The sequence below is a fragment of the Stieleria marina genome, from assembly GCA_007741555.1.
In the GTDB taxonomy this organism is placed as follows: domain Bacteria; phylum Planctomycetota; class Planctomycetia; order Pirellulales; family Pirellulaceae; genus K23-9.
The window spans coordinates 6,282,058-6,306,455 of record CP036526.1; the positions used below are offsets into that span (position 1 = coordinate 6,282,058).

Annotated in this window: 19 protein-coding genes; 6 read left to right on the forward strand and 13 right to left on the reverse strand. The window is 54.7% G+C overall.

The genetic code is table 11. The annotated features are described in order from the left end of the window. The first annotated feature begins 25 nt into the window (after positions 1 to 25). The 3 genes from arsA (at position 26) to arsB (ending at position 3,733) form a co-directional block, all read left to right on the forward strand. A complete protein-coding gene (arsA, locus tag K239x_RS22375; RefSeq protein WP_145420582.1) occupies positions 26 to 1,843 on the forward strand; it encodes an arsenical pump-driving ATPase in 1,818 nt (605 codons plus the stop codon). 195 nt (positions 1,844 to 2,038) lie between these two features. Continuing rightward, entirely contained in the window at positions 2,039 to 2,485 is a 447-nt protein-coding gene (locus K239x_RS22380) for an arsenate reductase ArsC (protein WP_145420583.1), read from the forward strand. Positions 2,486 to 2,509: 24 nt separating this feature from the next. Beyond that, complete coding sequence (arsB, locus tag K239x_RS22385) at positions 2,510 to 3,733, forward strand: ACR3 family arsenite efflux transporter (RefSeq protein WP_145420584.1); 1,224 nt, start codon at positions 2,510 to 2,512, stop codon at positions 3,731 to 3,733. A 97-nt stretch (positions 3,734 to 3,830) separates the two neighbouring features. On the opposite strand, the gene K239x_RS22390 is transcribed toward arsB, so the two are convergent. The 5 genes from K239x_RS22390 to K239x_RS22410 form a co-directional block, all read right to left on the reverse strand. Continuing rightward, a complete protein-coding gene (locus tag K239x_RS22390; RefSeq protein ID WP_145420585.1) occupies positions 3,831 to 4,385 on the reverse strand; it encodes an NUDIX domain-containing protein in 555 nt (184 codons plus the stop codon). A gap of 133 nt (positions 4,386 to 4,518) precedes the next feature. After that, positions 4,519 to 4,842 (reverse strand): low molecular weight protein tyrosine phosphatase family protein, encoded by a 324-nt coding sequence (locus K239x_RS22395; RefSeq protein WP_145420586.1) that lies wholly within the window; start codon positions 4,840 to 4,842, stop codon positions 4,519 to 4,521. Further along, positions 4,839 to 5,984 (reverse strand): M14 family metallopeptidase, encoded by a 1,146-nt coding sequence (locus K239x_RS22400; protein WP_145420587.1) that lies wholly within the window; start codon positions 5,982 to 5,984, stop codon positions 4,839 to 4,841. Before K239x_RS22400 ends, K239x_RS22395 begins: the two co-directional genes overlap by 4 nt. Beyond that, positions 5,957 to 6,517: a hypothetical protein gene (locus K239x_RS22405; RefSeq protein ID WP_145420588.1), complete on the reverse strand. Its 561-nt coding sequence runs from the start codon at positions 6,515 to 6,517 to the stop codon at positions 5,957 to 5,959. The genes K239x_RS22400 and K239x_RS22405 overlap by 28 nt, the downstream gene beginning before the upstream one ends. Then, on the reverse strand, positions 6,518 to 6,883 hold the full coding sequence (locus tag K239x_RS22410) for a cupin domain-containing protein (RefSeq protein WP_145420589.1): 366 nt from the start codon (positions 6,881 to 6,883) through the stop codon (positions 6,518 to 6,520). Positions 6,884 to 7,293: 410 nt separating this feature from the next. On the opposite strand from K239x_RS22410, the gene K239x_RS22415 reads away from it, so the two are divergent. Next, positions 7,294 to 7,710, forward strand: coding sequence for a hypothetical protein (locus K239x_RS22415; RefSeq protein WP_145420590.1), 417 nt, complete (start codon positions 7,294 to 7,296; stop codon positions 7,708 to 7,710). Between the two features lie 70 nt (positions 7,711 to 7,780). Here K239x_RS22415 and K239x_RS22420 read toward each other — a convergent pair whose 3' ends face one another. The 4 genes from K239x_RS22420 to K239x_RS22435 all read right to left on the reverse strand — a co-directional run bounded on the left by K239x_RS22420 (position 7,781) and on the right by K239x_RS22435 (position 13,213). Further along, complete coding sequence (locus K239x_RS22420; RefSeq protein WP_419189277.1) at positions 7,781 to 9,598, reverse strand: TolC family protein; 1,818 nt, start codon at positions 9,596 to 9,598, stop codon at positions 7,781 to 7,783. Between the two features lie 357 nt (positions 9,599 to 9,955). After that, positions 9,956 to 10,699, reverse strand: a complete 744-nt coding sequence (locus K239x_RS22425) for an ABC transporter ATP-binding protein (RefSeq protein ID WP_145420592.1) — start codon at positions 10,697 to 10,699, stop codon at positions 9,956 to 9,958. Beyond that, the gene (locus tag K239x_RS22430; RefSeq protein ID WP_145420593.1) at positions 10,700 to 11,941 is read right to left on the reverse strand and encodes an ABC transporter permease; all 1,242 of its coding nucleotides are present in this window, start codon (positions 11,939 to 11,941) and stop codon (positions 10,700 to 10,702) included. A gap of 6 nt (positions 11,942 to 11,947) precedes the next feature. Next, a complete protein-coding gene (locus tag K239x_RS22435; RefSeq protein WP_145420594.1) occupies positions 11,948 to 13,213 on the reverse strand; it encodes an efflux RND transporter periplasmic adaptor subunit in 1,266 nt (421 codons plus the stop codon). 399 nt (positions 13,214 to 13,612) lie between these two features. On the opposite strand from K239x_RS22435, the gene K239x_RS22440 reads away from it, so the two are divergent. Continuing rightward, complete coding sequence (locus K239x_RS22440) at positions 13,613 to 14,263, forward strand: DUF3179 domain-containing (seleno)protein (protein WP_145420595.1); 651 nt, start codon at positions 13,613 to 13,615, stop codon at positions 14,261 to 14,263. A 31-nt stretch (positions 14,264 to 14,294) separates the two neighbouring features. Here K239x_RS22440 and K239x_RS22445 read toward each other — a convergent pair whose 3' ends face one another. From K239x_RS22445 to K239x_RS22460, 4 genes are all read right to left on the reverse strand, one after another. Further along, a complete protein-coding gene (locus tag K239x_RS22445) occupies positions 14,295 to 16,949 on the reverse strand; it encodes a DUF1588 domain-containing protein (RefSeq protein ID WP_145420596.1) in 2,655 nt (884 codons plus the stop codon). Next, positions 16,946 to 18,265, reverse strand: coding sequence for a DUF1552 domain-containing protein (locus K239x_RS22450; protein WP_145420597.1), 1,320 nt, complete (start codon positions 18,263 to 18,265; stop codon positions 16,946 to 16,948). Before K239x_RS22450 ends, K239x_RS22445 begins: the two co-directional genes overlap by 4 nt. A 361-nt stretch (positions 18,266 to 18,626) precedes the next feature. Continuing rightward, positions 18,627 to 19,949 carry a Gfo/Idh/MocA family protein gene (locus K239x_RS22455; protein WP_145420598.1) on the reverse strand — a complete coding sequence of 441 codons (1,323 nt, stop codon included), beginning with the start codon at positions 19,947 to 19,949 and terminating at the stop codon, positions 18,627 to 18,629. Between the two features lie 55 nt (positions 19,950 to 20,004). Further along, positions 20,005 to 21,228, reverse strand: a complete 1,224-nt coding sequence (locus tag K239x_RS22460; RefSeq protein WP_145422516.1) for a PQQ-binding-like beta-propeller repeat protein — start codon at positions 21,226 to 21,228, stop codon at positions 20,005 to 20,007. A gap of 77 nt (positions 21,229 to 21,305) precedes the next feature. Between K239x_RS22460 and K239x_RS22465 the strand changes: the two genes are divergently transcribed. Next, positions 21,306 to 24,245, forward strand: coding sequence for a DUF7133 domain-containing protein (locus K239x_RS22465; RefSeq protein WP_145420599.1), 2,940 nt, complete (start codon positions 21,306 to 21,308; stop codon positions 24,243 to 24,245). Positions 24,246 to 24,398 lie beyond the last annotated feature (153 nt).

Here is a 24,398-nt window from a genome sequence, read left to right on the forward strand (position 1 = left end):
AGGGGCCAACTACGGGAGACTAACGATGCAATTTCTGGAAACACCCACGCGAAATTTGTTCTTCACAGGGAAAGGCGGCGTTGGCAAGACGTCGATGGCTTGTGCGACGGCTGTTCAGTTAGCCGATCGCGGTTTGCAAGTGCTGTTGGTATCGACTGACCCGGCATCGAACTTGGACGAAGTTCTTGGCACAACGCTGTCCCACGGACCAACGGCAATCGATTCGGTGCCCAATTTGTTTGCCATGAATATCGCCCCCGAGGAAGCCGCCCGCGAGTATCGCGAACGGATGGTGGGCCCTTACCGCGGCGTGTTGCCTGACACGGCAGTCGCCAGCATGGAGGAGCAGTTCTCCGGTTCTTGCACGCTCGAGATCGCCGCATTTGATGAGTTCGCGAAATTGCTGGGCGATGCCGACGCTACCAGCACGTTTGACCACGTCATCTTTGATACGGCGCCGACCGGCCACACGTTGCGATTGTTGACGTTGCCGTCGGCCTGGTCAGGATTTATGGACGACAACACTTCGGGAACCTCCTGCCTGGGACCGCTCGCCGGTCTTCAGGCACAGCAGGCGATCTACCAACAAACGGTCAAAGCGCTGGGCGATTCTGCAGTGACCACATTGGTGTTGGTGACGCGGCCCGAACCGTCCGCCTTTCGCGAAGCCCAACGGACCAGCCAGGAGTTGCGGACACTTGGCATCAACAATCAACATCTGCTTGTCAACGGAGTTTTCAAAAGCCAGACGCCGATGGACGAAATTTCGGTCGCCATGCAGCGCCGAGGTGATGAGGCGGTGGCAAACATCCCCGACGAAATTCGCATCCTCCCTCGAACCACAGTTCCACTGGCGAGCACCGGTTTAATGGGCGTGGATTTGTTGCGGCAGGTCGGATCTCCTGATCGTGAAGTAGGATACAAAGCGGACACGTCCGCCGACGGCAGCGGGGAAACGGGTGCGTCATCAATTGACGGGTTCGGTTCTGACGGGCTCGGTTCGAACGGGCTCGGTTCGTTGATCGACGAACTGTCGGCTGTCGGTCATGGGGTGATCCTTGCGATGGGCAAAGGCGGTGTCGGCAAAACCACCGTTGCGGCGGCGGTTGCAGTCGCGTTGGCAGAGCGAGGTTTTGACGTGCACCTTTCAACCACGGACCCAGCGGCTCACATCGCAGCGACGATCGCGGCCGATCAGATTGCGGGTTTAACAGTGGGCCGCATCGACCCAGCAAAAGAAACCGCAGACTACACGACAGAAGTGCTGCAAAACGCTGGCCGTGATTTGGATGCGGAAGGCAAAGCATTGCTTAAAGAGGACTTGCGTTCGCCGTGTACCGAAGAGATCGCGGTGTTCCGGGCCTTCGCCAAAGCGGTAGCCGAAGGCAGCAATCGGCTTGTCGTCTTGGACACAGCACCGACAGGCCACACGGTTTTGTTGCTCGATTCAGCACTAGCGTATCACCGCGAAGTGTCGCGGCAATCGCAGGAGATTACGGAATCGGTTGGGGAGCTGTTGCCTCGCTTGCGTGATCCAAATTTCACGCGAGTCTTGGTGGTCACACTGCCCGAAGCAACACCCGTGCACGAAGCGGCCAAGCTGCAGGAAGACTTGCGGCGCGCCGAGATCGAACCATTCGCCTGGGTGATCAATCAAAGTCTTGTTCCACTGACCGTCACCGACCCGATTCTTCGGCGTCGTCAAGAGAACGAGTTGCCTTTCATTAACGAAGTCAGGTCTGTGCACGCGAATCGCGTGGCGTTGGTTCCTTGGCAAATCGAACCGCCGACCGGACGTGAGCAACTTCAGCGTTTGACGCAGCAGACCAGCGGCACTCTCTAAGCAGCCATGCGAAAAGTCCGTTTTGTGAAGTGATTGAGTGACGCCGCGACCCATTGCACCACGATGAAAATTCCCGTGAGGTGAAAGTTGGAGCGTTTTGGATTTCGGTGGCTCTCGTGATCGCAGCGGCTTTCGCTAAACTGCTGCCCGTGAACTATCTTTCTACAACATCCTGCCCTACTCGATTGAATTTTGATGAATAAGAAACACGTTTTGTTCCTCTGTACTGGCAACTCGTGTCGCAGCCAGATGGCCGAAGGCTGGGCACGAGAATTTTTAGGCGATCAAGTGCATGCGTATTCAGCTGGCATCGAAGCCCACGGCGTGAACCCGATTGCGATTCAAGTGATGAAGGAAGCCGGCGTCGATCTCTCGGGTCATTCATCCAAACTGGCCAGTACGCTGGCCGACATTCCGTTGGACCTGGTGATCACTGTTTGTGGACACGCAGATGAAAATTGCCCGGCTTTTTTGACGCAGGCCAAGCTGGTCCACGTCGGGTTTGACGACCCACCGAAGCTGGCCAAGGAAGCAGACACGGAAACACTCGCGTTGGACTGTTTTCGTCGCGTGCGTGATGAAATCCGCGACTTCGTCCGCGATCAATTGCCAGAACTTATTGCACAAACACCCTCGCGTTAGCACCCATCGATAGGAATTCGGAAGATGAGCAGCCAAACCAATTGCCCCGCCGATGAGCCCAAGCAGATGGGGTTCTTTGAACGCTATCTGACGATCTGGGTAGCACTGTGCATCATCATTGGAATCTTGCTGGGAAAGATCGCGCCGGGTTTCGCAAAATCGCTCGATGCGATGGCAATCCATGTGAATGGGGCGCCGGTTATTTCGATCCCGATCGCCATTTGTTTGTTCTTCATGATGTATCCAATCATGGTCAAGATCGACTTTGGGGAAGTCGTTCGCGCCGGCAGATCCGTGCGTCCCGTCTTGCTGACGCTGTTTATCAATTGGGCGATCAAGCCATTTACGATGTACGTGATCGCTAGCTTTTTTCTGGGTACGTTGTTTCTGGGGTTTATCGGGGCCGACGCTGTGGACTATGTCAAAGCGCCACTTGGCAGCGATATCGAAATCGGCGCGACCTACGGCGCCGGCGAAGCTGTATTGGTCGACGGCGTCAAAATGTTGAAGGTTCCGTTGTGGCGAAGTTATCTGGCCGGATGCATTTTATTGGGCATCGCGCCATGCACGGCGATGGTTCTGGTCTGGGGCTATCTTTCCAAAGGAAACGACGGCCATACGTTGGTGATGGTCGCCATCAATTCGCTCACCATGCTGGTGCTATATGGAGTCCTGGGTGGGTTTTTACTAGGTGTTGGACAACTGCCGGTGCCTTGGCAAGCGTTGCTGCTTTCCATCGTTGTTTACGTTGCGTTGCCGCTGGTGGCTGGTTATCTGTCTCGTCGTTGGCTGATCGCGGCAAAAGGCGAAGTGTGGTTTCGAGAAAAGTTCTTGCACGTTTTGACGCCGGTCACGATCGCAGCGCTACTGGTGACGTTGGTGCTACTGTTTTCTTTCAAAGGCGAAACCATCGTCGCCAACCCGCTGACAATTCTTTGGATTGCGATTCCGTTGACGATTCAAACGATCGCCATTTTTGCACTTGGCTACGCAGCATCCAAAGCGTTTGGGTTCACGTATGAAACGGCAGCCCCGACGGCGATGATCGGCGCGTCCAACCATTTCGAGGTTGCGATCGCCACGGCAACGATGCTTTACGGTTTGTCGTCTGGGGCAGCACTGGCGACAGTCGTCGGCGTTTTGATCGAAGTCCCGTTGATGCTAATGCTGGTCAAATTCTGTTTGCGGACGCAGCACTGGTTTGTGTCCGAATCACATTCCGCTAGCGAAATCCCGGCGGAGACCTAACGATCAGCAGGCGAACGACGGCAATCGCCCAGGGACGTTTGCCGTCGCTCCCGCATTGCCGTCGGCAACCATCAAAACTGAAACAATGGCCTGTGTGCTAAACGCCCAGGTATCGCGCGGCCTTTAAGATCAGCGTGCAACTGGGGGCATGCGTGACTTCGCTTTGCATTACCTTTTCGATCGCTTCGGCCAGCGGCATCTTGATTGACTGAATCACTTCGGTGCCTTCGGGAGCAGCATCGACAAACGAAAGATCTTGCGCAAGATAAAGCTTGGTTGGCGAAAGCAAGCTAGCTGTAAACGGATCGCACGTGCCTAAGTCGGTCCAGTCTTTGGCGATGATGCCCAGTTCTTCACGCAACTCTCGTTTGGCGGAAACCACTGCCTCTTCGCTCGATTCGATCCCGCCGCTGACCGCTTCTAACGTGACGCGGTTAACGGCGTAGTGAAATTCGCTAGTCAGAAAAACGTTGTGTTCCGTGTCGATTGCCAGAACGGACACGCCAGGTTTGATCGTCACGACACTGTGTGTGCCGGGATCACCATCCGGCCGAATCACGTCGTCCTTACGGACACTCAGCCAAGGATCTTGGTACACCTTGGTCGATTGCAGTACGGTCCATGGTCCACGTTTCTCTTGGGCACGATCCATTGTCAATCTTCACTGAAAGGAGCGGTCATAGTCAACTTACGCCGGTCGATGGGCTCCTGGAACCACCGCAAGCGAATTATGCATAAAGTCCCAGACCGCGAGAGTTGTTGGCTAATCGTTCGTCAGCAAACGCTTAGTTCGCTAGCAGCGGATCGACCGCCGACTGAATCATCGCCACGAGTTCCGGATCCATAAAGAGATATTGGTCGGGGATGTCTAGGACATGAATCCCATGAGGCGAAATAGCGAGACGGAAATTAGCTAGCAGCCGTTGCTTGTGTTGACTTTCCATCACAAAAATACGTTCCGCCCACTGGATGTCTTGCAGCGTCACTTTCCTACGCGCGCTGCGGTTTGTGCCGCGAGATCGGGCGTTGATTCCGTCGCGTTGCTTGTAGATTTCTTCGGCCGTTGGGCTGCGCCATTGATTTCGGCTGCAAACGAAAAGTGCATTCAAAGGTCACTCCAATCCGCGTCGGTGGCTTGGTGGATGATCTGCGTCGCTTTTTCGATCACTTCACTTCGCCATGCCGGACCTGCCGGGCAAAAGTGTTCTACCAAGTTCGACTTGGCTCGCTGGTATCGCGAGTCGCTGGCATTTGCGTGGAAATGGGCTCGGTTTTCAGCGCGCAGCGCTGCCAGCACTTTTACCAAGCCATAGGTTCCAAACTCGGCGAGTGCAAAACGGAAGTTGCGATTGGGGTTGGCTTTATGAAGCCAACTGCCCAGAGAGCCCGATGCTTGGTAAGCGGTTCGGTCGGCAGCATCGTTTGGGTGAAGCCGCGATGCTTCGACGTATTGTTCGCCAAACGTCTTGGCGTACCACGGATAACTTTCGGCGTCCCGAGTTTCCTCCAGCAGCAGTTTGCACGCAGCACGTTTGCCCAGTCCTGTGTGCAGGTCCATATGAATGACGTTCTGACTTTCGCCGATCCAATTGCCGTAGTTTTGCTGGATGATCTTTGTGGAAGCACTGCGTTCGCTGCCGCCAAAGAACATGCCCGCAGGGAAATCGTATTGTCCGCCCGCAACGGCTTGTTTGATCGCGGGCATCCCCCTGTGAAGGATTTGCAAAGCCGCTTTGGCGAGGAACGGTTCAAATGGGCTCGGTGGTGTTTGAGGATTGAGTAGCGAATTGAGATCAGCGTATGCAGGTGGTGAACCTCGAAAGTCATCGTTGCTTTGGCAAAAATTGCGATTTAGGTCGACGTTGTTTTCGTTCCACCGACGTAGATTTGCGAATCCAAAGGGGTTGATGGCGTGAATCAAAACAATCGGCGACGCGGCCGCGTTTTGTTCTGCAATTTGTGACAAGAACGCCAGTTGAACGGCACTACCAAAGAATCCTTCGACACCATGCAGCCCGGATGAGATCACGGTCGTGTGTCCGCGACTGCCACCATTGATCGTCGCGACATCAATCGACAAGTCCGAATCATCACCGATGGGGAATGATTGAAGAATTGCGTCACAATTCTGAGCTGCCTGAATAAAGCGATCTTTGGCGACGAAGTAGTCTGGCGAAAAACAGTTCAGAAGGTCCGCGGGCTTCATTCGCTTGGATCGACTTTTTACTTGAGTTTCTCGTTGGCGATCCATGCAGCCAGTTCTTTTAAATCAGCCACATTCATCAATGAAACCAGTTCCGTGCGATTGATACTGTGGATCGCCAGAATATGGTTTCGATGGAAAACGATTTCATCACCGTAGTTCATGCCGTGCAAGCGATGTTCGGCCAAATGATTGTCGATCCTGCCTAGAAAAAGTTCGCCCGTTCCAGAGACGCAGCAAGAGTCGACCTGAACCCAGAAGTCCTCGCCCCATCCGCGGCCCGGTACATCTTGATGCGGATGAGGCAGCAGAGTAAGGGGATGTTCGTGCCGTAGTATTGGGTTGCTCATGTCGCCATCGCATGACGGACAACTGCACATTTTTGCATCGTCATCGTGGACCGAAAAGCGAGGCGAATCGAGCCGCAATTCTACAAAATGCCCTGACCCCAGCTGGCGTTTCAAAACAGCCGGCGGAATCTGAAAACGATCGCCGTTCTGGTCATGCATCGCGACCCCGTCGACCAATTCATAGTCGTTGTCAAAATGCTGACGGTAGTAATGTTGTTGCAGGTCCGGCATTTAGCGAATGGTCGTAGACGCGTCGTAGTAGATGGCCAACCAAACCGTGGGAACTTGGTCGCTCGTCGACTGAACACGGTGACGTCGGTGGGGCGGAATTTGAATCCAGTCGCCACTCTTGAGCCGTGTTAGTTGCGGTTGGTCCTGAAACTGTAACGTCGCTACGCCTTGCAAGACCATCACCCACTCGGCTTGCTCCTGATCGTACCAGCCATCGGTATCGTCGTCCGCTTGAGTCGCCTGGCCGCTATCTGCAACATGCACAGGCGAAACAATTCGATCGATACGTAGGTTGACGCCTGATGCGAGCGTTTCGTGAAGTTCATCGGGAAGCGATTCTGGCAGATTTTCAAACAGATTGGGCACGAATGGTTTTCGCTAAGACTGATAAAGACAGGGGTATGGAATCGGCAACTGCGATGGCATGTAAATGATAAACTCCCGTTAACACTTTTCCCATTGCAGCGAACGATAAGCGGTTCCATTGGGCAGGGGCGACTACCGTGCGTCGTGGAGCTGGCACCGCTATCGGCCCGATGGGTTGGTGATGTCAGACTGATTCGTCGACGGTATCAGACTGACCACGCGCGTTGGTTGCACCCGAAATCGCCCAATCTTCGAATTTGCTGCAATTTGGCTCGAAAAGGAAATTTCTTAAGCCGTCGGGCATCATTGGTACGCCCGATGCACTGTTGTCATTGATTCGCCCGTTCCCCGTCCCCTACATTCGTATTGCTATGACTTCAGTGCAAAGATCCACGTGTCTGTTCTCGCTCATGCTTATCGGTTTCGCTGGTGCTGGCGATGCGGCGGCACAGCGAGTTGACAATAAAGCAGTCCATGCCGCTAGCGCCAAATTTCGGGCGGAGGTCGTTGCATTTGAAGTTCTCGTTAAGAAAGTTCGTGGAATTGACCGGCGGGACGAACGAATCGTTGACCTGTTTGAGGAGTCGACCAAGCGAGTCCAGACGTTGGCCAAGAATCCGCGGCAGACAAGTCGGCTGAAAGCGGAGTACATGCGGATGCTGAAACTTCAGGAGCGAGCGGAAACCGCTATTTTCAAAACCTATACACCGCATCACGATCTGATAGCGGTCTGGCAAAATGTGCTCTGGTGCCAATACTTGCTTGAACAAGAGTTCGCATTTCACTTTGAATACCCGCGTCACGGAAATCGAGTTCGCAAACGCTAGCACAGGTAGCGATGAGTGCAGAGAGCCCATCAATGTCCTGCGTAGTGGACTCGTTAAGTTGGCGACAGAGTTATCTTCGTAGCTTTGTCTTTAGATAGTCCGAAAACGTTCGCAGCGCGCTTTTCTTTTGCAGCAGTTGGTCGATTTCCTCGTCCGACATCTCGCCGTCTTGATTGGCGTCGATTTTCTCGAAGTCGACTTCGGTGTCCATGTCGATTTCGTCTTCCTGCGAGGCGTCCAATTGTTCGTCGCTCTTGTTTGCGGCGACCGGGTCTTCCAGATCGAAGTATTCTTCTGACGGTTGATCGCCGCCTTCATAGCGTGCAACGGATGCAGAAGGTGGTTGACTGCGCGGATAGCATTTGTCGTTGCCATAGCGACCGAGCGGACCGATCGATCGAAAGCGTTCTTCAAAAAATACGACGTTGTGTTCTTGTAGGATCGTGCCGGTTTGGAGTTCCAGGCGTGCGAGTTCGGTGTTGTACTGAGAGAGCGATTGAGCTTCCGAGCTGACGCTGTTGCCCCAATCCACAATGGCTTGCAGGACGACGATGAACTGTACGATGCCTTCGTTGTACTGCGCGAGCTGTTGTTCTAAGTTCGTTCGTGCGGCCTGGCGAACGGCTTGAAAACGTTCATACTGAGCGTAGAATTGCTCTAGATTGCGTAGGCTGAGTGCGAGCTGGTGCTGCATGTTGTGCAGGCCCTGATTCAGGTTGGCCCGGTCGCGTTGAGTGATCAGTCGGCGCTGGCGGAGCGATGCGCGTTCGGCTCGGAGCCCCAGCGGCACCGAAAAGTTGACGCCCAGTGACCAGTCATCAAAATCACCTGCGCCGCTGCGGATGCGGTTTCCTGCGGGAGTGTTGCCTTCCAGACCGTTCCAGCGGTACAGTGCCACCCCATTGAGCTGCGGGCGCGCTTGATTGTCGGCGAGTAGAAATCGTTGCTGGTCGGCTTCCAAAATCAATTTCAGCTCGATAATGTCCGGCCGTTCTTGTTGAGCCAGTTCGTTGATCTTTGCCCAGTCAATCACGAATGGCTCCTGGACCATCGGCGTCACCGGAATCGTTCGCTGAGCTTCGTAGGGCGGTAGTCCCAGGATGTTCAGCAGAGCTGCTTGACGCTGCAGAACGCTGGCTTGTGAAGCAAGCAGGCTGGCGCGGAAGTTTTCGAGTGCCAATTGGGTTTGGGCGAGGTCGCCGGCGTTGGCATCACCTGTTTCGATTCGGGCGAGCGTCCGATTGTTTGCAAAGGTCGCCTGTTGAACTTGCTGTGTGCGCGCCCACAGGTCTGTCTTGGCGAACACGAGTGACCAGTAGGCTTCGATCACACCCGCGACGGATTGTTGGACCGCACTCTTGTACTGAAAGTAGGATCGCTCAGTGTCGATGCGGGCCAAAACAATGGGAGCTTGATTGGCTGTTCGTCCAGCGCCTTGCAGCAGCGGTTGTGTGTAGCTGAGTTCGGTCGCAGTTCGGTCAGCTGGATTGAGCGGAATCACGCCAGGCGTGATTCGATTGCTGTTGCGGTTGACGCCCAGGTTGGTCGTTCCGCCCAGAAAGTTGCGTTTTGATAAACCAAAGTCCAGACCATAGCCTTCGTTTTGGTTGCCGGTGATGATCGAATTGGTGGATCCGATCGGATTGAAAATACTGCTTGGCGTTTCGGTTTGGTTCCAGGTGTTGTTCAGCGTCAGGCTGGGATCAAACGTAGCGCGTTGCTGGTCGATCGTCGTGTTGGTAATCGCCGCATCATAGATCGTGCGGCCGCTGGTCGAAGCGGTGACGCCGCCTAGCACTCGGACCACTTCGCTGTTTGCCAAAGCGGTGTTGATCGCTTCGTTGAGCGTCAGGTAGCGAACCTCCGCGTCAAATTGAGGATCGTTCACCGTTGCCGGACGTGGTGTCATGGGCACCGGGACTTGGCAAAGTTGCTCCGGTCGACGGATTGAGAGGCATCGCTGCTCCGGCAAAATGGGCTGATATGGTTCGTCGGCATTTGTTGAACATGATGTGGTGACAACAAAAGCGACCAGACCAAGGGAGAGCACGCGATAAAGTGACGACGTATGCATACGGTCACGTTTCGACCGGATGCAATGGATTGACCAGATGTTGCGTCTGTGCCGTTATGACCGGAACCAACGCCATTGCCATTTGACCGCAAAGGTCGGGTTGTATCGATTGGTGAAGATGGTTTGCCAGACCATGGTCTAACGACAGCAAACGAAAGTGATAGCGTTCCTCTAAACCGAATCAGCTGGTGCTGTTGGATCGTATTCCAAGGCGGCTTTTGCAAGCGTAAAGTCATCGGTGTCTTCGACGACTTCGCCATCGCGTAAGACGATTGTCCGTTTGGCATTACGAGCCACGTTTTGATCGTGAGTGACCAAGATGACCGTGATCGCTTGTTCTTCATTCAATTCTCGAAAAAGCTCGATCACTTCGCGGCTAGTTTTGGAGTCGAGATTTCCCGTTGGTTCGTCACCCATCAAGATTGACGGTCGATTGACCAAGGCGCGTGCAATTGCGACCCGCTGTTGTTGGCCCCCTGAAAGCTGACTGGGGTGGTGGTGATAGCGATCGGCCAATCCCACCTTTCCAAGCATCTCCATGGCTCGGTCACGTCGCTCGCGGGTCGGTATCTTCGGTCCGTACATCAGCGGCAGTTCAACATTCTCCAGGGCTGATGTGCGATTTAGCAGATTAAAGCTCTGGAAAACAAAGCCAAGCTGTTTGTTTCGGATCTTGGCCCTTTGGTCGCGATTCATCGTGACGACTTCTTCGCCGTCAAGCAGGTAGCTGCCGTGCGTTGGGCGATCCAGGCAGCCCAGCGTATTCATGAGCGTCGATTTTCCACTGCCAGATGCACCGATCAGAGCAATGTATTCGCCCAGTTCAACGTTTCGCGTGACGGTGCGAAGCGCATGCACTTTTACTTCGCCCAAATCGTAGACGCGTCGGACATCGTTGAGTTCGATCAGGGCCATCTATTCGTACCTCAGTGCATCGATCGGATCGAGCTTGCTGGCTCGACGCGCTGGGTAGTAACCAAAGAAAACGCCGACGATTGCCGCGAACCCCATCGCAACGAACGCAGCAGGGATTGAGACGACCATTGGCCAATCGGTTCCCGGTTTATACGCATTGATCAGGACGGTTGCCGCCATCGACGTCGCGGTGCCGAGTGCCAACCCGATTGCTCCGCCGATGCAGGACAATACGACCGATTCGATCAGGAACTGACGCAGGATGTCTTTGCCACGAGCACCGATTGCCATGCGAATTCCAATTTCGCGGGTTCGTTCGGTGACCGAAACCAACATGATGTTCATGATGCCGACACCGCCGACAAGCAACGAGATGCCTGCGATCGCCGACAGCATCAGTGTCAGTGTGCCGGTGATGATGCCTAGCGTCGCGGCAATCTCCGTCGTGTCCTGGACACTGAAATCCGGCTCGTCCGTCGGCCCAACTTGGTGCCGTTCATGCATCAAATTTTCGATTTGCTTGGTCGCTTTGCCCATCTGGTTGGTGCTGCGAGCGGACACCATGATCGCGTGAACGGTGTCCAGTGGCGACCCGTTGATTCGTTTGCGCACCGTCGTGTGTGGCATCAGTACGATATCGTCTTGGTCGTCACCCACCATGTTGGCACCTTTCTTTGCCAGGATGCCGATTACGCGAAAGGGAACGTTGTTGACGCGGATTGTTTCATCAAGCGGATTGACGGTGCGAAACAGCTTGGGGATCAGTGCCTGGCCGATCACGCACACCTTGGCGTTGGATTCAATGTCGCTGGTCGAAAAGAAACCGCCTGCTTCAAGTTTCCAGTTGCGGACGGTCAGGAAATCGGCACCGACGCCCTGCATTTCTCGTGGATTCCAGTTTTCATTGCCGTAAATGATTTGACCCGATGTCCCCACGATCGGCGACGACGCCAGGACCGCGGGACACTCCGCCCCGATGGCGACTGAATCGGCGGCGGTCAATGTCGGGGCACCTGATTGGCGAACACCGCCACGGCGTGTCTGCCCCGGCAGCACTAAAACCACGTTGGTGCCGAGTGCCTCGAATTCGCCGCTGACTAGTTGGCTGGCACCCTGCCCGATCGAAACAATGGTTGTCACCGCAGCGATGCCGATCACCACGCCGATGATCGTCAGGACGGCTCGCATTTTGTTTTTGACGAGCGCTCGCAGAGCGATTCGCACAGTATCGATGAAGGACATAGGACTTTATTCTTTCCTGCCGGTCACGAGTTTAGCACCGACATCGAGATCGCCTTTGGACATTTCAGTGAACTTGTTCTCCGTCAATCCGGTTGTGATCTCCACTGCCTTTAGCAACTCGCCATCGACCATCCAAACGTGCCGCTTGTTCTTTTTCTTTTCCGCTTCGGCTTTTTGCGTCGCTGTCTGATTGGCGTTTTCTTCTTGCTCGGCATCGGTTCTGGGTTTTGATTTCCAGGTCGAACCGTCGATCAAGTGTTGGTCGTCTTTGCGCACAAGCTTGACGTTGTCTGGAAAGAACCTCAGTGCCGCATTGGGGATCTTGGGCACGTCTTTTGTCGAATCGACTTCAAACGAAATGTTCGCTGTCATGCCTGGCAATAGTTTTAAGTCCGAGTTGCTCGCTGCAATGACCACCGGATAGGTGACCACGTTGGAGGTTGCCACGCTGCTGACGCGGATCTGTTCGATTTCTCCGTCAAAGACTTCGTCGGGGTGAGCATCGACAGTAAACGTGACTTCGCGGTTCGCTTTCTTTGCGTCCTGGATCAATCCGATGTCCGCTTCGTCAACGGAGGCAAACACATGAACTTTCTCCCGCAAGTCAGGCGCGATAATAAACAGTTCAGGCGTTTGGAATTGTGCTGCCAGGGTTTGTCCTGGATTGATCTTTCGGTCGATAACGATTCCGTCCACCGGAGCGGTGACTTCGCAGTAGTTCAGGTTGGCTTGGGAAGTTTCTAGCGAAGCGGTCGCCTGCAGAATCGATGCTTTGGCGAGTTGTCGCTGTGCCTGCAGCGATTTGACTTCAAACGTCAACGCATCCATTTCGCGATCGGACATGAAGTCGGCGTTTTTTGTCCGTAGGTTTTTGCCACGCATGTAGTTGTTGAGTGACTGTTGTAGCTGGGCTTCGACTCTTTTTAAATCTGCTTCGCGGGTCGCCAACGTCGCCTGATCGCGATCCACGTTGGCTTTGAATAGGCGAGGGTCGACGCGGGCCAGAATGTCACCCTTTTTGACTTCGTCATTGAAGTCGACGTTCAATTCCACGATGGGGCCGGAGACAAACGATCCGATCGACACAGACAGGACCGGTTGGATAGTGCCGGTCGAATTGACAAAACGCGTGATGTCGCCCGATTCAATCTCGGCCGTTTCCCAAGTGACTTTGTTTCGTTTGGCCCAGTATTCCTTCGCGGGCTGGTAGCCCACCGCACCGGCGGCGCCGATCACTCCAGCAACAATTAGAAGCTTGAAAGCAGTTTTCATTTCGAGAGGAAGCTGGGATTAGGAAGATCGCGAAGCGGCAAATAGACTCCCATCATAGACAACCACGCCTGGAACGGTGGATTGGAACGCCGTGCAGTCGAACGCGTACCGGTTGCGGTGACGTAAACCGGTGGCAGGAGCTGAGGGACGGACAGGGGCAGCGTAGCTGGAGCGAGCCCGGTGAATGAGGAGCCAGTGGATGAGCGAGCCAGGTGGATCGCCGGCGGGCTGCGTCTCCGGCGACGATTTCAGTCAATTGGGGAGCTGGTCGCTCCAAATCTTGACGAAATGGATCCGCCGTCGAAACTTAATTTGGTGCTGCCGGTTTCCACTATTTGACCTCTATTTGCGGAATTGTTTGCGAAGCTTCAGGGGGGGGCACAACGTAGGAGAGACGAAATGAACTTCTGGATGGCTTCGATCGTGTTTGCGATTGTTAGCCTTGATTTGGCGTCAGCATCGCTTCACGTTTGGTCGCAACGGTTTGTCGCGACCAGTCCGTTGGAGAACGTTCGCCGTGTTCCGGACACGCCGGAGGAAATCGCGATCACCAAGGCGATTGAAGCCGAAGACCGTAACATTCGTGGCGGAGGTGAGTTTTTCAAGCCGCTCAAATTTATCGTCAACTATCCAGGCATCGATCGACCGAAAATCGTGAAGGGAGAGGATTCGGGTCTGCCAGAATCCACGCCCATCGTAGGTGTTGAAGTGGGCGGCAAGCCGTACGCGTTTGTCATCGCTGCGTTGTGCGATCCCGAGCAACACATCGTTAACTTGTTCGTCAATGAGACTCCGTTGAGCGTGACGTACTGTGATTTGGTTGATTGTGTCCGCGTGCTGACTGACGATTCGGATCAACCGATTCCGCTTTGTGTGGGCGGGCTGGATGTCGAGCAACAAGTGGTGCTCTTGCTTGAAGGCCAGCGGTATGGACAGTCGTCCGCTGGGATCCCACTCAAGGATTATCCATTCGTTCGGACGACGCTGTGGAACTGGAAAGAACGACATCCGTCGACATCCGTCGACGTCCGTGTACGTCGGACCCGATGAATCAGGTTCAGAGTCAGAGAGGTAGTTGCGACTATCTGTTTTCTTCACCGACGGTCGCTGTGCTCGCGGTTGTTTCGCTCGATGCCCTATCGCTCGCGGCGGTTTGGTTGGTAGGCGTTTGGTTTACTGTGCGGTAGAGAAACGCATCGGACGTCAGCAATGACACGAGCATCGCTTTCATGCTGCCGCCGTTGTTCCTGTAAGCGAGGTGGGCATTCTGCAAAACGGGGGCGTCGTTGAGCGTTTCGTTTCGTCCCATCCAAAAGCGAAAAGCGTGTCGGACGAAAACCTGTTCGGCCCGCTGGCTTTCGGCGATTTTTTGGATCATTTCAATCGCGTTGGAAACTTTGCCATCTAGATCGGGGGCACCTGAATCGATGATCTCGCCCGACGTGTCGACCGGTTTGCCAAGCTCCGTGTTTCGGTACAGCCCGGCATGGTTGTACATTTCAAACGGCAATCCCAACGGATCCATTTTCTTGTGGCACGTCCAACAGTAGTCCTCCCTGGTGACTCGCATTCGATGCCGCAGCGTGCTTGTGGGCTCGTCCGGCAGCATCGCGTCGACCGTGATTGGTACATCGGGAATGCCGCCGCCAAGCAATCGTTCGTAGATCCATCTGCCACGTCGGATGGCATGATTGTCCATCGCATCGGAGTGGGAAACGAGCCAGCTGGGATGAGTCAAAATTCCCATACGTTCGCCTTGGGGAACGGTCGCCAAAATGCGTTCAGGAGCCATCGATCCGTTGCCAAAGCTGCGGCGGCTTACGCGGGCGTAGATTTTGTCGCCTGACAAATCGACTTCGGCGACGTTGTGATTGATTCGGGCACGTCTTCTTTTCTCTGCCGTCGCTTTCTTCTTGATCGTTTCGAGTGTTTTCTCTTTTGCTGCCAGCGTTCTTTGGGTTCGCTTGTCTTCTGGGTTTACTTTCAGTTTGTCTTGAAGCTGCGAGATCTCTGCCGTCAGCTTTTCGACATTGGCTGCGTCCGCTTTCGCCTGTGCTTTGAGTGTTTTTTTGTCAGTAGCAATGGCCTCGGCGCGTTTGTCTGCAGTGCGTTGTCGACCAAAGTAGACACTGTCGTTTTTTGTTGCGACCACTTTGTCGGTGGTTAAGAGTTGTTTCAGAACGTCTTTATCGTCCTGCAGAATGAATTCGATCAAGCGGTCGGTGCTGGCTGCCGCGTCGAACATGGCGCGGTAGTGGGCCTGTCCCCGATTACTGGCTCCCGTATCCGCCAAAGCTTTTAAATCTTTGCAAATGTAACCGCCAAGGTCATAGTCAAAGTAGTCGCGAAAGAAACGAAGAATGCGTGGCTTGCGAATGCTGTCGTCAGAAAGAATGCGTTCAACTTCGCGTCGAACGTCCGCTCGTGTCCGCATTCGGCCATCGGTGACGGCGCCCCGTAGTGTTTGGTCTGGGCGGATGTAGCGAAACGCGTGATTGACGGCCATGCCGAGTTCCCAGTCTTGCAGCATGACGCGACCATGCAAATCTGGTTTGCCACTTTGGGCTAATTCTGGTCGAAACAAAGCGTCGCGATCAAGAAAGATCGACGAGAGACCAAGGACAGCGCCGTCGGTCTTGCCCAGTTTTTCGATCGACTGTTGCGCGATCGACAAATACTCGTTTGATTCCACTTTGCTAGGCGGTCGGAAAGTCAACGCTTCGAAGAGATAGTCGACCGCAGCGCGCAGTCGTTGGTCGGTCACGCCGTCATTGTTCATCAGATCGTGCACGGGTGTCAGCGGACGCACGACTCGGGTGCTGTAGACCAGGCTGGTAGGTAGTCCACGTAGATCGCCTTTCATCCTGTCCGCGATTGAATTGGGATCATCGGTGATTTGATACGGCTGGGCGATGCTAAGCGGACCGTCCGCCATGTAGCGAATGATATCGGCCGCGATCCCAAGTATTTGCGTCGCTTCGGCACTGTTGACCGTGTAGAAATCTGGATAGTTCTCCAGGCCGTGATTGCGTGCGGATGACAAAACAGCAGGCACACTTTTGACCGACGTAGCGTAGGCGACCGTACCGCCCTGCCATTTGATGATGCGATCGGTACCAAAGTACAGTTTCAGTTCACCGCCGTGGTTGGTTGGGACGACGTCGCCGTGAGTACGAAGACCGGGCTTTTTGCGATCGAACGGAGATTCTGTGTTGATCAACTCGTTTAGCCGCGTGATGTGCTCCTGCGGAGTCACACGCCAAATGCGAGCCGGTGAGGAGGTCGGCTGCAGTCGGATGCCGTCGGGCAGGCGACCAAATAGCAGATCGTGATCGACAAAGTTCCCTTTGTCAGGGTCCAGGTTCGCCCGAAACCCACCCTTGTCACGCATCAATCGAGTGAGTTTGTCGACGATTCCGTCCGAAAAACGCAATCGCTGGATGACCTGAGGTGGCTCGGCATCCTCTGGTGGCATTTCTTTCAGAGTGACCTGTGCCCAGACGCTTCGCCAGGTCGCGGCATTGATTTCATCAACCGGTCCGAGGTCATGAAGTGAGAGGTCGCCTTCGGGGGCGGTCTCGCCATGACAATCAATACAGTGGTCGGCAAGAAACGCTTTTGCAAAGCCGTCAAAGTCTTCGTCGACCGTTTGGCCTGGCGTGTACGTTTCGCTGCAGGCAACGGAAATGAACCAGCAACCCAGTGCAAAAGACAGAGCGCACCGAACGATACTCATACAAGCACTTCCTTCAGAGGGCCGATGCCACTGTCAAACTTTTTGGCCGCCTTGTCGTCCATGTTGAAGCGATCAACATTCTGGCCGGCGGCGCGAAGCAGCGATGTGTACAGCGAATTGATCGGTCGTTTACCATCAAGCTGCGTGAAGCAACCGGTCTTGAAGGCACCGTCCAAATTGCCCAGTAGCATGACGGGCCAGTTGGCCCCATTGGTGTGCTGTTTGTCGGCGTTGTTGCTGGTGTAGACGATCAACGTATTGTCCATCATCGTGCCACTTCCTTCGGGAACGCTTTCTAACTTTTCCATGATCCGCACCAACATGCGACTGTTGTATTGACGAATCTTGACCCAGATCGGATTGTCGGGTTGATCCATGTGCCCCAGATTGTGTCCTTGCTGATCGATCCCGAGTCCTTTCCAGGCACCAAAAATTTCGCCACGCCCGGAGCCGATGGTCAGCGTGTTGGTGATTCCTGATGTGAGCGCCGAGATACCCAAATCCAGCAGCACATCGTGCCAGTCCGTCTCGAATTCTGGGCGGGTGTATCGCTCGTCCACCACGGGGGCAAAATTTCGCAAGTGATCGGCAACCGCGTCCAAGCGATCGCGCAGACCGTTGACTTCTTTGAATCCTTGGACGTACTGGCCGTAACGCATTTGATCTGATGTTGGCAGCGATTGTCCTTTTGTAGCGGCCAGTCGTTGCACTTGATTCATGACAGCCGATCGTGCTTCGTGCTGACGTCGGATGTTGCCCGTGGAGATGCCGCCGTACAGCATCTGGTAAAGATGATTCGGGTTGGAATGCATGAAAATTGGCTGTCCCGCGCCACTGGCCGACAGCGTCGCAATCGTCGGCTTGGTTTTCATGTTTTCGATCGAATCCATGCCGATGCAGAGATGCGGCAGCAACGTCTGCGGCAGGGCTTTGCTCAGTTCATAGTCGATCGTCGACGCACTCGGTGGCACTCCGTCGCTGCCGCGATAGCCGCCCAGGGCGCCAAAGAAAGCGCTGTGCGATGGGCTGGTGTGAATGCCGTGCAAGCCATTGATGATGTGCAACCGTTCTTTGTACGGCTCGAGTGCATTGATCGGTTCGGGAAGTCTGGTTTTTGCAAGTGATCCGCTGCTTCGAAGTCCGCTGGGAATGCAAGTCTTCGGATCGAATCCCTGATTCTGCATGAAGAATACGATCCGCTTGGGAGCCGCGTCCTTTTTGGGGGATGCGTCGACGCGATTCGTCGCCATCGAGTTGCCAAACACGGCAACTGTGCTGGCTGCGATTCCTTGGAGCATTTTTCGACGGCTGAGCATGATCGTTCTCTCAACGTGATAGACGGTCGACTGTCGTTTGTCTGCCAGCCGATAGGATCAGATGATCCGATCAGAATTGGGTCTGCGAAATAATTTGTCGTGATGCATCAATGGCTGCACCGAAAATCATTTGCTGACGAAGACAACAGAGGGAGGAAAGGGGGGGGGTTGTCGGTGGGAGACCCGACGCAGTCATGTCATTCTAGCTGACCAGCGAATGGACGTCACTGCCTTTTTGTTCGGTAGTGCGTTGGCGCCATCGTCCCGTTATCACCTGGATGAATCGTGGTCGCGTGCCACCGAGAGAGCACGTTTTGCACAAACAGCAGGTCATTTTGCGATGGAGGCGATTCAATTCAGCCTACGCTTCGGGATACTCCCACTCGCCGCGATAGGGGCGACGAAGCAATTGGTTGGCTTCGGCGTCGCCGATGATTTGTTCTTTGGCTCCGTCCCACTGAACACTGCGTCCTAGCTTCATCGACAACATCCCTAGCAAGCTCATGTTGGTAGCGTCGTGTCCGACCTGTACATCGCACTTTGGTTTGCGACCACCTTCGATGCTGGCGATAAAATCGGCCCACAGCAAATCGATGCTGTGACCGTCCGGCTCTTTGTGCTGGGCGTCTTGATGGACTTGCTGTTTCTTGCTGTCCGCCGGGTAGAACGTCCAGCCATCTCGCCAACCCATGTGAAAGGTTCCTTTGGTGCCGTGAAAGTAGCAACCGACGGACGATTTTTCGGGACCGTTTCCAGCGAACTTGCGATGCTCCCAGGTCGCAGTGAACGATTCGAATTGGTAGGTCGCGACTTGATGGTCCGGTGCATCGCTCGTCTGTTCTTTGTCGTTCATCACGACGTCCCCCTTGATCGGGCGACCGCCGGTTGAATGAATGTGTGTCGGGAATTTTTCGTCGGTCCACCAAAGGATTTGGTCCAACCAATGGACACCCCAATCACCCAACGTGCCATTGGCAAAATCCAGATAGTGCCGGAAACCACCGGGATGAATTTTGCGATTGAACGGACGCATTGGCGCAGGGCCGCAGTACAAGTCCCAGTCCAGCTGTTCGGGCGGTTCGCTATTGCGTGTTGGCCGTTCAGCGCCACCGCGGCTGTGGACGAACGCTTCGACTAATCCAATGTCACCAGCGCCGCCGTCTTTTAGGAATTTCATCCCCGACACATAGTGCGGTCCGATGCGACGATGCAGGCCGACTTGCACTGTGCGGTTGTTGGCACGGGCGGCGTTGAGCATCGCGCGGCTTTCGCCAATCGTGTGGCCGGTCGGCTTTTCGACAAAAATGTGAGCGCCTTTGTCGATGGCTGCAATCGTGTTGAGAGCGTGCCAGTGATCAGGCGTTGCAACGATAGCGATGTCGATTTCGACTTTGTCCAACAGCTCACGAAAATCGGTAAAGGATTTCGGTTGGTCGCCAGATAAATCCGTAACTTCTTCTGCGGCGATCTCCAATCGGTCCTGATCGACATCGCACAAAGCAACGCACTGCGAATTGCCCGCCGCAAGAGCTTCTTTCAGTATGTTCATCCCCCACCAACCACTGCCGATCAGAGCGACGCGGTACTTCTTGCCTTTTGACTGCGCATGGATTGCTGGCGCACTGCAGGCAATGGCGCCGGCAGCCGCTGCAGTTTGAATGAAATGGCGACGTGGAATTGTCATAGTCAATCAGTCGGTGGGCGAAGAAGTGAAGTCTTGGAGGGCAATTATACGCGATTCAATTCTGCGAGGACGTTCTCAGGTCCAGGCAAGTCAGTTCGCCGTCGATGCTACGGACGTACAGTAGGCCATCGGACAAAGTCGGTGATGTCCAGCATTTGCCGTCGATGATTGGATGCAGTGACAGGCCTTCGTACTCTTTGGACGTTGCCTTGGCGATCACCAGTTGACCTTCGTTGGTGATGACGATCAACCGATCGCCAGCAGCGGCAATCGCACTGGGCTGAAACGAATCTTCGCTCCAAGCGACTTCACCGGTCGCCAGTTTCAGGCAGCGCAACTGGGTGCCCGCGTCGACGTCACCGTGGATGCCATACACAAAGCCATTGATCAGAATCGAGGTGCTCAGTTGGTTTTGCATCTCTTTGCTTTTCCAAACCACTTTGGGATCACCGTCAGCGGTTCTAAGCAATGCACTGCCGCGATTGTAGCCGGATGAGACGAACACCGATTCACCGGCAACGATTGGGTCCGCCGCGTTGCATCCAAACGTGGTCAGCCATCGTTGACGCCATCGTTCTTTTCCCGAATCAATCTCGACACACAGGTAGGAACGCGCCGAACCAAAAACAACAGCGGCTTTGCCTTGCTGCTGGATTGGGACCATCGACGAGTAGCCTGCGTCCTTGTCAGCAGACTTCCAGATCATCTCGCCCGAGTCTTTGTTCAGCGCTAGTCCTGCTTCGCCGACGTTCAGCAACACAGTGTCACCGACCAATAGTGGCGACCCGGCAAATCCCCAAGCGGGCACGCGGATGTCGTTGACTTCGGCGGCGTCGACGCTCCACCGCAGTTTTCCGGTGAGTTTTTCAAAACAATGCACCTGTCCCAAGCGACTGAGCGTGTAAAGAGAATCGCCATCGACAGTGGGCGTCGAAGTGGGACCACCTTCAAATTCGTTTGGGTCAAGCGGGCAATCGTAGGTGAATGACCAAACAGTCTTGCCACTATCGCAGTGCAGACATTGCACACTGTCGGTGTCATCGTTGTTGCCGATGGTGTACAGCATCGATTCGCTGGTCACGATACCCGAGACTCCCGTGCCGACATCCTGTATCCATCGCTTGGTGGGCTGATCGCGACCGGCAAGGTCAGACCAGTCGGTTTCCCGGGAGATTCCGTCCAGAGAGGGGCCGCGGAATCGGGGCCAGTCGTCGCACACGGCAAGCGATGCAAACAATAGGACGGTCAGGATCGATGTCAGTGGAAGGATTTGACGCATGGGTGACGCCGTCGCGGCGTGTGGGGAGGACGATAGAATGATTGGCTGTGACAAATTTTAGACCGACCGGGGGCAGCATGATAACGACGACCAGACTTTTGGCGATTACTGGCTTGGTTAGCTTGGCGATCGCGGTTGGAGCAGAGGATGCGGCGCGACCCAATTGGGTTGGAGATCCGCAAACGCCAGCGGATGACGAAATCGCTGTGTTTCGTAAGTCGTTTACGGTCGAGGAGGAGTTTTCCAAGGCGACAATCCAGGCGTCCGGCGAGTCGATGGCAGTTCAAGTCTGGATGGATGGTCGCATGCTGCTGGACTTGGAGCCTTATGATCCGGTCGCGTTGATGAATGTGGCCGGGCAGCTTGAAATGGGGACTCACGAGTTCACCGTTCGTTGCCGAAGTGTAGATGGCCCTTCGGCGTTCTTCTTATGTCTGCAGTTGCGTTCGGCGGAGAAAGTGATTCAGCAGGTTGTCACGGATGCAACTTGGCAATGCGGTAGCGGCCCCGCAACGACCTACGGTACCGTCGATGCTAAATCTTTGGTCGATGAGAAGCGGAGAGTCGCCGTTGCCGCGAGCGACAATTATGACCAGTGGAAACTGGCTCGTGACGCGAATGATGAAACGGCGTCGGTTCGTTTCGACACGACGCCCGGTTTCGAGATTCGACGCGTTCGGCACGCGAAAAAGAATGAAGACTCTTGGGTCAGCATGGCATTTGATTCGAAAGGCCGCGTCTTGATCGCAAAAGAAAAACAAGGGTTGTTGCGGATGCGTCTGAGCCCAGATGGCAGGGAGGTTGTCGAGACACATACCGTCGAAGACACGTTACAGGAATGTCGTGGGTTGCTATTCGTCGACGATGTTTTGTATGCCAACGCCAACAACAGCAAGGGCTTGTATCGTTTGAAACCAGAGACGGACGATCGTTTTGGCGATCCCGAATTGCTTTACGAATCGACCGGCGGTGTGGGGCACGGTCGAAATGACTTGGCTCTTGGGCCCGACGGAAAAATCTACTCCATTCACGGTGATTCCGTTGGGTTGCCAGCCGATGCTAACGATCTCACCTCGCCACTGCGTGATGCTCGAAACGGAAAGAAAACCAGCGAGGGGCATCTAATTCGCGTCGATCCATCCAACGGCACCGTCGAAGTCGTCGCGGCGGGATTGCGCAATCCGTTTGGTATCGATTTCAATCGACAAGGCGACGTGTTTACCTACGATGCTGATGCGGAATACGACATGGGTTCGTCATGGTACCGACCGACGCGCGTCAGCCATCTGGTTGCAGGTGGAGACTACGGGTGGCGGGGTGTTACAAAGTCGTGGCCACCCTACTTTCCTGATCACGCGGACAACGCTCGCCCAAACTTGGACATCGGCAAAGGGTCGCCCACGGCGGTCAAGTTTGGTACGCGAAGCGATTTTCCGCAGCGATACCGTGACGCACTGTTTATTCTGGATTGGACGTACGGACGCATCATTGCCGCGCACATGGTGCCATGCGGAGCCAGCTATCGCATGATGGGTGAAACGTTTTTGCAAGGTCGGCCGTTGAATGTGACCGATCTGGATTTTGGTCCCGATGGTTGCCTGTACTTCGTTACCGGAGGACGTAAAACACAGTCGGCGCTGTACCGTGTCCAGTACGTCGGAAGAGAAAAGCAACCACCAAGTCAGCAAACGCCACAGCAAATTGCCAGAGAAGCGTTTGCGGCAGAGTCTCGAAAGCGGCGGGCAGCGTTGGAATCAAAACTGGTGCAGCCGACTAGCGAAATTGAAGCGGACATGATTGTCGCGGGCCTGTCCGATGCGGATCCTTGGATTCGGCATGCGGCCAGAAATGTGCTGGAAAGAAATCGTTCGCTTGCCACTGAATTGCTCCCTGCTGAATTGAATTTGGCAGCGAAGCTGGAAGTGCTGTTGGCGAATTGCCGAGCACTGCGACAGGGTGACAACCGGGCACAATGTGCAGGCATTGAATCAGAGCTGCACGAACTGCCATTGGCAACAGCGACCCGCAGTCAAAAATTGGCAGCTCTGCAGTGCCACTTGCTCTTGTTCGATTCGACGTGGGTGACCGAGGAATTCAAGCGAAGGTCTGCAAAGGATCTGGCCGCGTTGTATCCCGACCCCTCGTTTGAAGTGAATCGGCTGCTGAGCGAACTGTTGGTGCGTTTGGCGGACGGTTCGGTCGTTGAAAAGACTGTCGCGGTAATGGCGCAGTCGAGTGATCCAGTCGAGCGTTTTCACTCTTTGTATGTGCTGAGAAACGCAGACAGAGGATGGACCGAAAAACTGCGGCGAGAGTATTTCAATCAGCTTGCCGCAGCGAAACACTTCGTGCGAGGTGAAGGCATGGGCACCTTTCTTGCCAAAATTCGTGAAGAAGCCATCGAGCAGATTTCACCAAAGGAACAGTCGCGTTGGAGGGATTTTCTCGAAAATTTGTCTCAGCCGGTTGAGTCATCCGCACCAAAAGCGACGCGGCCGTTTGTTCGCAACTGGACGGTTGACGAATTGATTCAATCGGTGGGAACCGGCAAAGGCGACCTGCAGCGCGGTCGACAGGTTTTCGTGGATGCGGCGTGCGCAAACTGTCACCGCCACGGCGAAATCGGAACGTTCGTCGGTCCCGACTTGTCAGCTGTTAGCCGGCGTTTTGCCCGCCGCGATGTGTTGGATTCGATCGTTCATCCCTCGCGCGTCATCGCTCCCAAGTATCAGAGCATTCAAGTGGTGACGTCCGACGGTAAGACACATGTAGGACAGGTCGCTCTTGGCGGCGATTATCGATCCACCAAACTACGGATCGCTGTCGACCCCAACCAGCCTTCGAAAGTGATTGAGATCGAAAAGTCCACGATCGAATCGGAGCGTCCGTCGCCTGTGTCTTGGATGCCAACGGGGTTGTTGGATACGTTCAGCGCCGCGGAAATCGGAGACTTATTGTTGTACTTGGAATCCGACGGGATCCTTGGATCCGACGAAGACCAGACGCGTGAGAAATAGCGGTTTTGGCGCTTTTTATCCTGCCCTCGTCTGCCGCTTCAGCGTCCGACGTGCGGGCAGGCTGGAGGCGTAAGATAGGTCGTAAAACACCATGTCGCCTAAGATTAGGCTGTCTCTTTCGGCGCGGTTCGTGAGCAGCCGCGTCAATCGAAG